We start from the raw sequence: 12,115 nt of genomic DNA, 5'->3' as shown, positions 1-12,115 counted from the left end.
GCCTCTTTAAATTTTTTATCAACCCTCTTACGGGTACAGGATGATCCTGAGAAAGGAATCAACCTTCAGGCTTGCCCCGCCGACCAGCGCCCCGTTGATATCCGGCCGGCTCATCAGCGACGCGATGTTCTCGGGATTCACGCTGCCTCCATACAGGATGGCGTGTTCGGAGGCGAATTCCGCTCCAAAAACACCGCCGATCGTCGAGCGGATGAAGGCATGGGCCTCCTGTGCCTGATCCGGCGTTGCGGTCTTGCCCGTGCCGATGGCCCACACGGGTTCATAGGCAACGACGAGGTGCCGTATATCACTGACGTTAAAAGAATTCAACCCCTGTTTTATCTGTCTTTCCAGGACACTGAAGGTCTGGCCGGATTCCCTCTCGGCCAGGGTTTCACCGATGCAGAAAATCGGCTTCAAGCCGCTTCGCAGGCCGCCCGGATTTTTTTATTGATGATCGCGTCGGTTTCTCCGAAAAGGGTGCGCCTTTCTGAATGACCGATGATGACCGAGTCGCAGCCGGCAGCCAGAAGCATGGCCGCGGAAACTTCGCCTGTGAAGGCGCCTTCTTTCGCGTCATGGAGGTTCTGGGCGCGAGACGGATGGGGCTGTCTTTTAAAATCTCCGAAACGGGGTAAAGGCTGGGAAAGGGGGGAGCGACCAGGACATCCCTGTCCAGGGATAAGGGCAGCTCCTTCTTGATCTGAGTGACAAAATCAAGAGATTCCTGAACGGTTTTGAACATTTTCCAGTTTCCGGCAATGAGCGGTCTGATCATGTCATGCTTACCTCCTCGATGATCAAAAATGGGTGCTCCGGGCAGCACAAAACATGGGGAGCATAACGGTTAATAACCGGCCGGTCAATCATTTTCTCCTGTTGCTGAAGTCTTGTGATGCGATATAAGATAGTTGCGACGATTGTTATGATGCGATTTTCTGTGTCGTCCCGGTTCGGTCCCGGTATGCCCGGACCGAAGAATCGCGGGGCGTGGGAGGGGTTATGAAAAATGCCGACATGGCCGGAATTTTCGAGCAGATGGCCGATTTTCTGGAGATCAGGGGTGAAAATCCGTTCAAGATCCGGGCGTACCGCCGGGCCGCACAGGTGATCGAACACCTGCCCCGGGAAGTTGCGACGATGCTGGCGGAGGGTGAGGATCTGAAAGCCCTCCCCGGGATCGGTGAGGCGATAGCCTCCAAGATGGCTGAACTGGTCCGAACCGGGCATCTGGTCGCCTGGGAAACCCTGCGGGATTCCCTTCCGGAAGGACTTTCCACCCTGCTGGAAATTCCCGGGATCGGTCCCAAAACCGCCTATCGACTGGCGACCGAACTGGGAATTTCGTCTGTCGATGAACTGGAGCAGGCCATTCTGGAGGGCAAGGTGGCCCATCTCTTCCGGCTCGGAGACCGGACGGCGCAGAATATCCTGCATTCGATCCGCTCCATGCGGCGCAAGGATCAGCGCATTCCGCTGGGGCAGGCCCTTCCCATCGTCGAGGAGATTCTGTCCGCGCTCCGTCCTCTGCCGGGGGTGAGAAATCTGGTGCCGGCCGGGAGTCTCCGCCGGTTCCGGGAAACCCTCGGCGACATCGACCTCATGGGAACGGCGGATAATCCGGAGGCGGTCATCCGGTCATTTGTGTCCCTGCCTCAGGTCCGGGAGGTTCTTGCTCAAGGACCGACCAAGGCCAGCGTGATCCTGTCCGGCGGACTTCAGGCCGATCTGCGGATGGTGGAGCACGAGGCCTTCGGTTCGCTCCTCCAGTATTTTACGGGAAGCCGGCAGCACAATATCGCCCTGAGGACCCGCATGCAGAAAAAAGGGCTGAAGCTGAGCGAATACGGCATTACGGATACCGCCACGGACAGGTTGGAAAAGTTCTCCACGGAAGAGGCCTTTTACGAGCGCCTGGGTCTGCAGTACATCCCGCCGGAAATCCGGGAGGATCGGGGCGAGATCGATCTGGCAGAGAGAAAAGCCATCCCCAGGCTGGTTGAGCGCTCCGATATCCGTGGCGATCTCCATGTGCATACCAACTGGAGCGACGGCACGGCATCTCTTGAGGACATGGCCCGGGCGGCGAAGGCCTTGGGGTATCAGTATCTGGCCATTACGGATCATTCCGGCGGATTGGGGATTGCCGGAGGGTTGAATGAAGAGCGGCTGCTCAAACAGATGCAGGCTATCCGACAGCTCGATGAACGGCTCGAGGGGATTCGCCTGCTGGCCGGGATTGAAGTCAATATCCTGGCCGACGGGCGACTGGATCTGCCGGACGGGATTCTTTCCCGTCTCGATGTGGTCGTGGCGTCGGTGCATTCCGCCCTGAATCAGAGCGAGGCAAAAATGACCCGGAGGATTCTGAAGGCCCTGGAAAACCCTCATGTGGATATTCTTGCCCATCCGACCTGCCGCCTCATCGGTCAGCGGGAGCCCATCGCCGTGGATCTGGAGGCCGTCTTTCAGGCGGCGGCGCAGCACCGCAAGATTCTGGAGATCAATTCCATGCCGGACCGGCTGGATCTTCAGGACATTTCCATCTACCGGGCCAGGGAACTGGGCGTTCTGCTGGCCATCGACACGGATGCCCATCGTCCCGAACACTTCGATTTGGTGCGCTTCGGGATCGCCATGGCCCGGCGCGGCTGGTGCCGGCCTGCCCATATCCTGAACTGCCGGCCGCTTGGGGAGGTCCTGTCTTACCTGAAGCGGGACGAAGCCTACCGCCGGACTGGATGATTGCGGGCTGCGGAAAAGTCGCTCCAGTCATTTACGGTGAATCATGTGCCGGGAACCGCCGAAAGAAGCGCGAAGCGAGAGAAACAGAGGCGACCGGGCAGAATTCATCGATGCCGGGTGACGTTGATGCGTGGACAGAGTTCAGCAAAGGGGACAGGAACTGCAGAGGGGAGAAAGAGGGCGGCAGACGCGCTGACCGAAGGAGACCAGGAGGGTGTTGTACCGGGACCAGTAACGGCGCGGCAGGACGTTCTGTAAGGCCGATTCCGTCTGTTCCGGCGTTTTCGTGCTCACCAGGCCGAGGCGGTTGGAAATCCGGTGTACATGGGTGTCCACACAGATGGCGTCTTTCTCGAAGCCGAGGGAAAGGACCAGATTGGCTGTTTTCTGTCCAACGCCTTTGAGGGAAAGCAGGTCTTCCAGGGAATCGGGAACACGGGAGGAAAATCGCTCAATAAGATCCCGGCAGATTTCGCGAATCTGCCGGGATTTGTTTCGGTAAAAGCCGACGGGATAGATGGCCTGGCGTATTTCCTCTTCACTCAGCTCCAGCATGGTTTCCGGTGTTGAGGCCAGGCTGAAGAGCCGCTCCGTAGCGGTGGCCGTGACTTCATCCTTTGTCCGGAGACTGAGTACTGTGGAAATCAGAATCAGAAAAGGATCGCGGCGGGTTTCCGCCAGCTGGGTGACGATGGGGAACTCCGCGGCTCCCGCGCTGTCTTCAAGCTTTTGAATCAGAAGGGCGATCCGTTCTTTTTCCATGAGCCAGGCCGGCAGCTCTTCAGGCTAACTGTATCCTTCTTCGTAGGCCAGCATGTCCAGATGAAGGGTAGCAATGTCTTCCACGTCGAGATTGGCTTCCTGCTCCGTATCCCGCAGATCGACGATCTTGATGTAGCGCTTGCAGACGTTGCATACATCAACCCGGTACCGCTCGTCCCCTTCAATCGTGAAGTAGGCAAGGGCCTGCTGTTCTTCGTTGCCGCAGAAGGGGCATTTCACCCTTCGATAATGCCATTCGAAACCGCACTGGTTGCAGAAGAGATACCTGCGTCCGTCGCTGGCCTTGATTTCTCCGATCTTCGGTTCCTTGCCGCAGATGGGGCAATATCCTTCGTTCCATCCGAGCTTCGAGATCCTGTCACCATATTGATGGGCGACTTTTTCCAGCTCCGGCCTCAGGCTTTCCTCGAGAAACAGTTCCACGAGATCGAAAAAATCGTCATCCTTTTCGTCCGGGAACTCCTCTTCAGAAAGGGGATCGAAGGTATGACGGACCATCTTTTCGAAATCCAGAACCCCGTCATGAAGCTGTGCCACCATTTCCTGCGCTTTCTCCGGAGAGCGCTTTTCCGCGATATCCAGCAGCCGGAGAAAATAGTTCTGCGGCACGGAGACATCGAATTTCCCGGAAAAAAAATCGATGAGGGGCAATCCGCCCGCCACCTTCTGGGGGATCAGATGGTCATCCACCTGAAAGATTGTCTTATCGGCGGTCTTGCGATACTCTTCCCGCAGAATGAGCAACTCCGCCAGGATATCCAGCAGTTCGCTGTAGTGCGGGCTGTCGGACTTGTACTGTTCAATGGTTTTTAAGGCGCCCAGCATGTTCGCCATGCAATTTAAGCCTCCCGTCTTTGTACTTGCGCTTTAAATCCTGTTCAAAACGCTGGCTACGTATATAACCTTTCACAGGGAAAGTGCAAGCAATTAATACTATTTTTTTATGGATATATTCCTTGAAAGAAACGGGCGCTTCATCTATAAACCTTAAGAATCTTTGAGATTAATCGAAAACGCATGCAGGCGGCCGTTCTGTATCAGGTCTGAACCGCATGGCGCTGAAGAAAGGCGGCAGAAGAAGAAATGGTGAAAAAGAAATCTCTCATTCCGATCATTTCCATCGTTGGCAAATCCAACTCGGGAAAGACAACCCTGATCGAAAAACTGATCCAGGAACTGGTTCGTCGGGGATATCGGGTGGCGACCATCAAGCATCATCTCCATGACTTCGAGATCGATAAGGAAGGCAAGGACAGTTGGCGGCACCGGCAGGCAGGCTCCCGGGCGACGGTTGTTGCGACACCCCAAAAGGTGGCCCTGATCGAAGATGTGGAGGAAGATCTCAGCATCGAAGCCCTGCGGGAACGCTATATCCACGATGTGGATCTGATTCTGACGGAGGGGTTCAAGGGCAATCCCCACCCGAAGATCGAAGTGTCTCGGGCTGTCCTCAAAAGGGAACTGCTCTGCGCTCCGGAGGACAATCTGCTGGCCGTGGCCAGTGATGTGCCCCTGTCCATTGAGGCGCCCTGTCTGGATATCAACGATGTCCAGGGGCTGGTGGATCTTATCGAAGCGGCGGTCCTGAAATGAGGCTCGTTCCGACAACAGAGGCACGGAGCATCCTTCCTTTTCCTGATCGGATTTCCCGGGACTGATGAATATGGAAAGCATCGATTTTGAAAGAATCCTGAAGTGGGTGCTCATTGTTCTCGTCACCGGCTTTATCGCCCAGTTCGGAAAGTCCCTTGCCAAATATGTCATGGAGAAAGTTCGGGCGGGAAGAGCAACGGAAAAAATGGAGCCGGAAGCCGGCGCCGGACCGGTTCCGCAACGGCAATTGCCGGCATTGCCGTCCGGTGGGGATTCTTCTGAAAGCGGACAAGTGGAAGCCGTGACGACCCCGGTCGAGGCGGAAGAAAAAACCCAGGCCAAGCTGCAGAAAAAAGCACTCAAGGCGCAGGCGAAACAGGACAAGAAGGCGGCAAAAAAGCTGGAAAAAAACGGGAAGGCCGAAGGGGAAAAGGAATAAACGGTTGTATAGTCATTCCGGTTTCAGGCAAACTCAGGGGTAGCCCGGATCGGCTTTCAGGTCGGCCCGTCCCGCGGCCTCCTTGGACAGGACATCGCAGCGTTCGTTTTCCTTGTTGTTCGCGTGCCCACGCACCCAGACAAAAGTGATATCATGGCGGGAGCAGAGTTCCAGCAGCCGTTCCCAGAGATCGGGATTGAGCGCCTTTTCCCGGGCGTTCCGTTTCCAGCCGTTCGCCTTCCAGCGTTGCGCCCATCCCTTGTTGATGGCATTGACCAGATATTGTGAATCCGAATAAAGGGTGACCGAGCAGGCGCTCTTCAGGGCCTCCAGCCCCTTGATGGCCGCGAGGATCTCCATCCGGTTGTTCGTAGTGAGCCGATAGCCGCCGGAGAGTTCTTTCCGGTGCTCCCCATAAAGAAGAACAACCCCGTACCCTCCCGGTCCTGGATTTCCCAGGCAGGCCCCGTCGGTGTATATGATGACCTGTTTTTGAGGATCCTTCGCAGCGGTTGCCCCGGGGGGATGTGTTTTCGCTTTGCTGGTTGCTTTCATGTATTTCGGGACGCCTTTCTTTTGAAAAGGGCATATATCATGAGCAGGGCCCCCTTCCCAATAAATTATTCCGTATAAATTATTCCGTCTCGGGATGTTCCGTCAATCACACTTCAGTCGATTTTCATCAAGATGAAACTGGCTATATGCAGAAACCCCTTTACAATACAGCCGGTTTTGATATCTCATAGCGTATCCGTATAAAGAAAGTCCGGAAATCCGACAGGAGGCTGCGATATGGATGAAAAAAACTGGCTTCAGCGATTCAGGAAATCGCAAACGGACAAATGGATCGGCGGGGTTTGCGGCGGACTGGGAGAGCATACGCCCATTCCGTCCTGGTGCTGGAGATTGCTGTTCGCGTTTCTGTTCTTGTTCTACGGTTTTGGACTCCTGCTGTATATTCTTCTCTGGATATTCGTTCCGAAAGGCGAAAACGTCTGAATGCGCTGATTCCCCCTGAAAGATGGGGCGCCGATGATTAAAGCAGGCTGTGCCGGAGGACAGACCGGCGCGGAAAAAACGTAAAGGAAAAAGAAGTCATGAACACACTCAAAGTCATTCTCCTGCTGGCCTCCCTGTCCGGTCTGCTGGTGCTGGTCGGCTATTTTGTCGCCAGAGGCGCCGGCGTCGTGATCGCCCTGGTCCTCTCCGTCCTCATGAATTTCGGGAGTTACTGGTACTCGGACAGCATCGTCCTGAAGATGTATTCCGCACGGGAGGTCAGCTCTCAGGAGGCGCCGGTGCTCCATAAGGCCGTGGAGTCCCTCTCCGCGAAGGCCGGGATACCGAAGCCCCGGCTTTACGTCATTGCCGGTGAAACGCCCAATGCCTTCGCCACGGGGAGGAATGAAGATCATGCCGCCGTTGCCGTCACTTCCGGAATTATGAAAATCCTGAACAGGGACGAACTGGAAGGCGTTCTTGCCCATGAACTGGCCCACATCAAGCACAGGGATATCCTGATCAGCACGATGGCGGCGACGGTGGCGAGCGCCGTTGTGCTGTTGTCCCGCTGGGCCGTTTTTTTCGGGAATGATGAGGGAGGAGGCATGATTCCCGCGATTGCCACGGCGATTGTCGCGCCCATCGCGGCCACGGTGATTCAGATGGCGATTTCCCGATCGAGGGAATACGAGGCCGACGCGGGAAGCGCCCGGGTGACGGGAAAACCGGAGGCCCTGGCCGGCGCTCTCCGCAAATTGTCCCTCGCTTCAAAGGCGAAACCGATGGATGCAAACCCCTCAACCGCCCACATGTTTATCGTCAATCCACTATCAGGCGATTTCATCATGAATCTCTTCAGTACACACCCGCCGATCGAGAAACGGATCGAACGGCTGCTGGAGATGAAGGCATCCGGAGTCCGATAAGGAACCGGTTCTCTCCTTCCTGACAGTCCACTTTCAAGCCGAATCCAGTTTTTTCCAAACCCGCAGCAGTTCACTGACTCCCCAGGCCTGGGCATCGCAGCCTCGCTGGGTATGGGGGGCGTCGCCGTCCGCGATTTCCGGGACGTGACCCACGCAGCCGCTGTTGATCAGCAGAAGGCTGCTGGACAGCCAGGATCGGGCGGTCGCCTTTTCGGCGGGACCGTAGCAGTCCAGCCAGGCTTCGCAGAAGGAAGGGAAGAGCCATGTCCAGGCTGTGCCGTTGTGATAGGCCGGTTTGCGGCGCGTATCTTCGTCACCGGAGTAGCGGCCCCAGTAGGGGCGCCAGGGATCGTTGAGAAGCTGCCCCTGATGGCGGATTTCCAGGGGCAGCCGCACGGGACGGTCGGCCAGGCTGCGGATGGCTCCGGGAACGAGCAGCTCCCCGCAGGCTTTCAGGACCGAGCGGCGGATTTCCGGGTCGCTGACCGCCCCCAGGGTGAGGGCCAGCAGCTGATTGGGGCGCAGGGCGTCGTCGGGTTCGGCCAGAAGCGCGCTCTGTCCGGGAACGGCGTGACGGCAGTCCGCCAGATAACCTGCTTCGGGATTCCAGAAGAGGGCTTGAATGCCGGCCTGAACTTTATCGGCCAGATCCTGCCAGCGCCGTTTTTCCTGATGAACGCGGGAAAGAAATTTCAGGGCCGCAAACCAGAGGGCCTGAATCTCAATGGGATAGCCCTGCCGGGGGGTGCCGGCCGGGAAATTGGTATCCATCCAGGTAAAGTGCGCTGGGCTGAAAAGCAGGCCCGAGGCGGGATCCATGATGATGCCGTTGGGCGTTCCCGTCATGATGGACGTCGCCATGTCCGCCAGGACCTGACGGACGGTTCGTCCGTTGCAGTCGCTTTCCAGGAAATGATCATGGCCTTCGGCCGCAACCAGGTCCGCGCAGGCAGTGAAAAACCACAAGGGGGCGTCCGAGGTGTCGCGGTTGCCTGCATCCCTGCCGCGAATCATGTTGGGAAGGGTCCCGTCGGCCTCAAAACGGGCGAACTGGAGTAAAACGTCCTTGACCGTTTCGATCTGTCCCGCAGCCACCAGGCCGCGAACAACGATCAGGGTGTCCCGTCCCCAGTCGAGAAACCAGGGATATCCGGCGATTACCGTGCGGAAGTTTCCCCGGCGCACCACATAGTGTTCCAGGGCGGAGTTCAGCGCCTGCTCCAGAGACAATCCGCCTTCGTCGGGCGTCCAGACGGTGAAGGCGGGCACTTTCGGGGACGATTCTGAAACTGCCCGGCCGGTTTGTGCCCGGGCGGTCAGGGTGACATGAGCGCCGCCCCGCAATTCGCAGGTGAAGTAGCCGGGGCCGAAGAGGTCGCTGTCCGGGTCCAGACCCCGCTCGGCCTCCAGGGAGCGGTGGACCATATAGTACCATTCCGGTTCGCTGACGAAACGGCCCGAGTCGATCCGCATAGTAAGGCCGTAATCCGGACAGGGGGCAAAGGTGAGTCCGTCTGTGCCGGCGCTGACCGCTTTCGGCCAGCTCTGTTCCGGGCCGGTGAAGGCTTTGGTGGTGAAGTGGAAATTACGGTCCTCGATGTCCGGCCGGATAATCAGGGTAACCGGCTTTGAGTCGTCCAGCTCCTGCTGAGCTTCGATGCGGGCCAGTCGCCGGGCGGTCAACCGGACGGTGTTGGCCGCGTCATCGGCCATGGAGAGGGTGATCTGCAGAACGATATGCTCGCCCTGCCCCGTGGGGATGCGATACCTCCACCAGGCCCCTTTTTGAAAATCAAAACCGAAGCGGGCCAGACAATCCAGATTGACGTCCGCGGAATATCCCTGAAAGACGACCCAGGCCCGGCAGCGGGTCAGCAGGATTCGCCGGTCTTCCGGAAAATCGGGATTCAGATTGGCGGCCAGCAGGGCGTCGTAGCGGCTTCGCAGGTTCCACCAGTCGGCATGCACCCGCATCATGGCGCCGCGGCCGTTGGTATCCAGAGCCAGCAGGGGCATTCGATGGCAGTCATTGCGCGAAAAGGATGTGCGGACGCGCGCATCGAGACCGTCGGCGAGAAAAAGAAGCGTGCCGGTGTTGTGGACGCTGCCTTGAGGAGTGTGACGGGTGATTTCCACGGTCAGCAGCTTGTGGCCGTTCTGTGCTTTCAGGGGAGCGAGCAGAATAAACGGACGGTCGTTTTTATCGTTGAGGCTCTGTTCGGTGGCCCGAATGCGTCCGTTTTCGATAATGCGGATGCGGAAGGGATGATCGGCGCGGAAGAGGATGAAGTGACCGGGGGGGATCATCACCTGCCGTCGCAGATCGGAGGGAAACTGCCAGTTCACGACCCGCGAAGCGTCGCTTTCCCGATTGAGACGACGGCAGAAATCTGACGGGTCAGCCGTCAGGAGCTCCGCCGCAGCATCGGGCTCCATGGTAAGTTCCGTGCTGAAACCCGCCATCGCTTCCAGTGCCTTGGCACGCAGGCGCTGGCGGATCACCCGGGGGGGGATGACGCCGGGATCGAGATGGGACTGAGCCAGCCAGGGATCGTCCGGCGAAGTCAGGCAGCGAACCTGACCGGGGGCCAGGTCGATGCCGGAGGTCTGGCTGTCGGAACTCTGCAAAGGAATATTCTCTTCGGTGAGCAGATCCACCGCTGAATTTCCGGCAAAGGAGGCATGGCTTCTGTGCCATTGAGCGGTGACCGTAGCGCTGCAATTCAGATTGGCTACAATGATAACCTTCCGCCCGGAATTTCGATGGTCGCGCAGCAGGGCGATGAAGTTTCCCTGGCCTCGGCCGATCAGCGACAGATCCACGGAGGGGCCAAAGGCAGGATGAGTTTTCAGGATGACATTCAGCCGGGCAATGGCATCCACCTGGTTTTCTTCCGCTCCCCAGTTCAGGGCGCAGGGCTCGTGGACATTGATTTTTTCCGCGGCGAACCATTCCACGCCGTTGGCGAAGCCGAAGGCCCCGTGAGGCGCCAGCAGGGCGCACAGGGCCGTGCGCATGCGCGCGTAGGTGAGAGATGTGGCGGCCAGGCGCGGGTTGTCGTGGGTTTCGGCGAAATGGACCGTGATCCCTTCACCGGCCGACACCTCGATCGTTTCGGGAAGATACCACTCGATCTGATTGCGCTCATAATTCTGAAACAGCTCGGAGTACGTCCAGTTGAAATTGCCCTGGCTGAGCAGTTCTCGCGTAACCGAAATTTTCCCACCCAGACCCTCCAGGAAAAAGACGGTGTCGGGAAACTGCTCCCGCACCTTGGCGATGATGTACCGCCAGGCCGGTACGGGAACCATGTAGCCCGCGTCGCAACGGAAGCCGTCCACCCCTCTGCGGCACCATGTCAGAAAGACATCCGCCATGTAAGCCCACATGTCCTTATGGCTGTAATCCAGGCGGGTCAGGTCCTCCCAGACCACTCCCCAGGCGCCGGGGGCTTCAATTTCCCCCTTCTCGTTGCGGGCAAGCCACTGGGGATGGCTTTCATGCAGGCTGGCCGCCCAGCCGGTGTGATTGATCGCGATATCGATGATCACTTTGCCGTGGCGGGCGTGGACCCCGTCCACCAGTTCCAGAAACTGCTCCACGGGCGTGGCTGACGGATCAAAAACCGCCAGCGCGGCATCCACGGCGGTGAAACTCAGGGACGCATAGGGACTGCCATATCGTCCCATTCGCGCATACGTCGTGGGAGTGGGGTGAATAGGCAGAAGCTGGAGAATGCGGCAGCCCAGCCGATTGAGGATAAAATCCAGTTCCGCGATCAGATCCCGGAAGGTTCCCGACGGCGGGATAACGGTGTATCCGGCATGGTCCAGGGTTTTGATCGTATCGACGGGGCCGGCCTCGGCCCTGGCCATCGTCTTGTAAGGGCCGAACTGGCGGATGAAGGCGTTATAGATGATATTTCCGCAGCAGGTGTCAGCCGGCTCCGAGTTGATGACCGTATTGTTCCCGGGAGGCCAGAGCGGTTCCGGTCGACCTGCGGGGATAAACAGGCACTTGGCTTCGAAATGGCCGACTTCCGTGAGTGCCAGAACGGCTTCGAAACGTCCGGGCCCCACGGCCTTCATGGGGATGTCGAACCAGTCGCGTCCCAGAAGGGGCTCATTGTATTCCACCTGGCGAATGATTTCCCTGCGGGTGATATGGGCGTGTCCCAGGTTGGTGCGGACAAAAGCCGTCCCTTCCATCTCTGCCGGTACACTGAGTGAAAAACTAACGAGGTCGCCGCAGAAGCGCAGCAGGTGCTTCCCCGGCGCTGGGGATTGGGTAAGAATCGCGTTCATGATCGTCCGTTTGTTCTGTCATCCCCTGTCAAAGAGATTTTTGCCCCGGCTTCGCTGTCGGCGTCTCGGCGGCTTCCGCTGAACGCCGCCGCCTCTGCCCCTCTGCCTTGAGCTCCTCTTGAATCGGGAATGAAATTAGATGTCCAAAGAAACCTGTGTCTTCATCATGGTGTTTTGAAGAATAACGGGGAATGGAAAGGCCGTCAATTTGTTTTCAGCGAATGCCGCATAAAAAGTGTAATGGCATGCCTCGAATTGCAGCAATTCCCGCAGGCTGACATATCCTGTTGTGATCCTGCAGGGGGTGTGGTAGATGTGCTTT

General features: G+C 57.9%; 9 protein-coding genes and 1 pseudogene. 5 read left to right on the top strand and 5 right to left on the bottom strand.

The window, feature by feature from the left end; translation table 11 throughout:
- Positions 1–27 precede the first annotated feature (27 nt).
- A pseudogene (tpiA, locus tag SYN_RS12885) lies at positions 28–778 on the bottom strand (triose-phosphate isomerase).
- Between the two features lie 224 nt (positions 779–1,002).
- Between tpiA and polX the strand changes: the two are divergent.
- Positions 1,003–2,745, top strand: coding sequence for a DNA polymerase/3'-5' exonuclease PolX (gene polX, locus SYN_RS12880; protein ID WP_041585113.1), 1,743 nt, complete (start codon positions 1,003–1,005; stop codon positions 2,743–2,745).
- Between the two features lie 141 nt (positions 2,746–2,886).
- Here polX and nth read toward each other — a convergent pair whose 3' ends face one another.
- Together nth and SYN_RS15475 are read right to left on the bottom strand one after the other, a co-directional pair.
- A complete protein-coding gene (nth, locus tag SYN_RS12875) occupies positions 2,887–3,507 on the bottom strand; it encodes an endonuclease III domain-containing protein (RefSeq protein WP_011418620.1) in 621 nt (206 codons plus the stop codon).
- A 24-nt stretch (positions 3,508–3,531) separates the two neighbouring features.
- Positions 3,532–4,362: a formate dehydrogenase accessory protein FdhE gene (locus SYN_RS15475; protein WP_011418619.1), complete on the bottom strand. Its 831-nt coding sequence runs from the start codon at positions 4,360–4,362 to the stop codon at positions 3,532–3,534.
- 249 nt (positions 4,363–4,611) lie between these two features.
- On the opposite strand from SYN_RS15475, the gene mobB reads away from it, so the two are divergent.
- Entirely contained in the window at positions 4,612–5,121 is a 510-nt protein-coding gene (mobB, locus tag SYN_RS12865; RefSeq protein ID WP_011418618.1) for a molybdopterin-guanine dinucleotide biosynthesis protein B, read from the top strand.
- A gap of 64 nt (positions 5,122–5,185) precedes the next feature.
- Complete coding sequence (locus SYN_RS12860) at positions 5,186–5,560, top strand: hypothetical protein (protein WP_011418617.1); 375 nt, start codon at positions 5,186–5,188, stop codon at positions 5,558–5,560.
- 33 nt (positions 5,561–5,593) lie between these two features.
- Here SYN_RS12860 and rnhA read toward each other — a convergent pair whose 3' ends face one another.
- Positions 5,594–6,115 (bottom strand): ribonuclease HI, encoded by a 522-nt coding sequence (gene rnhA, locus SYN_RS12855; protein ID WP_011418616.1) that lies wholly within the window; start codon positions 6,113–6,115, stop codon positions 5,594–5,596.
- A 237-nt stretch (positions 6,116–6,352) separates the two neighbouring features.
- Between rnhA and SYN_RS12850 the strand changes: the two genes are divergently transcribed.
- Together SYN_RS12850 and SYN_RS12845 are read left to right on the top strand one after the other, a co-directional pair.
- Positions 6,353–6,559: a PspC domain-containing protein gene (locus SYN_RS12850; protein ID WP_011418614.1), complete on the top strand. Its 207-nt coding sequence runs from the start codon at positions 6,353–6,355 to the stop codon at positions 6,557–6,559.
- 98 nt (positions 6,560–6,657) lie between these two features.
- Positions 6,658–7,488 (top strand): zinc metalloprotease HtpX, encoded by an 831-nt coding sequence (locus tag SYN_RS12845; protein ID WP_011418613.1) that lies wholly within the window; start codon positions 6,658–6,660, stop codon positions 7,486–7,488.
- Between the two features lie 33 nt (positions 7,489–7,521).
- Here SYN_RS12845 and SYN_RS12840 read toward each other — a convergent pair whose 3' ends face one another.
- Positions 7,522–11,793: an amylo-alpha-1,6-glucosidase gene (locus SYN_RS12840; RefSeq protein WP_011418612.1), complete on the bottom strand. Its 4,272-nt coding sequence runs from the start codon at positions 11,791–11,793 to the stop codon at positions 7,522–7,524.
- Positions 11,794–12,115 lie beyond the last annotated feature (322 nt).

This window comes from Syntrophus aciditrophicus SB (assembly GCF_000013405.1).
Classification (GTDB): Bacteria; Desulfobacterota; Syntrophia; order Syntrophales; family Syntrophaceae; genus Syntrophus; species Syntrophus aciditrophicus.
This window is presented reverse-complemented; position numbering and strand designations above follow the sequence as displayed.

Bases quoted from the DNA above. Each gene is read 5' to 3' on its own strand.
- polX (WP_041585113.1), top strand. From the start codon at position 1,003: ATGAAAAATGCCGACATGGCCGGAATTTTCGAGCAGATGGCCGATTTT.
- nth (WP_011418620.1), bottom strand. From the start codon at position 3,507: ATGGAAAAAGAACGGATCGCCCTTCTGATTCAAAAGCTTGAAGACAGC.
- SYN_RS15475 (WP_011418619.1), bottom strand. From the start codon at position 4,362: ATGGCGAACATGCTGGGCGCCTTAAAAACCATTGAACAGTACAAGTCC.
- mobB (WP_011418618.1), top strand. From the start codon at position 4,612: ATGGTGAAAAAGAAATCTCTCATTCCGATCATTTCCATCGTTGGCAAA.
- SYN_RS12860 (WP_011418617.1), top strand. From the start codon at position 5,186: ATGAATATGGAAAGCATCGATTTTGAAAGAATCCTGAAGTGGGTGCTC.
- rnhA (WP_011418616.1), bottom strand. From the start codon at position 6,115: ATGAAAGCAACCAGCAAAGCGAAAACACATCCCCCCGGGGCAACCGCT.
- SYN_RS12850 (WP_011418614.1), top strand. From the start codon at position 6,353: ATGGATGAAAAAAACTGGCTTCAGCGATTCAGGAAATCGCAAACGGAC.
- SYN_RS12845 (WP_011418613.1), top strand. From the start codon at position 6,658: ATGAACACACTCAAAGTCATTCTCCTGCTGGCCTCCCTGTCCGGTCTG.
- SYN_RS12840 (WP_011418612.1), bottom strand. From the start codon at position 11,793: ATGAACGCGATTCTTACCCAATCCCCAGCGCCGGGGAAGCACCTGCTG.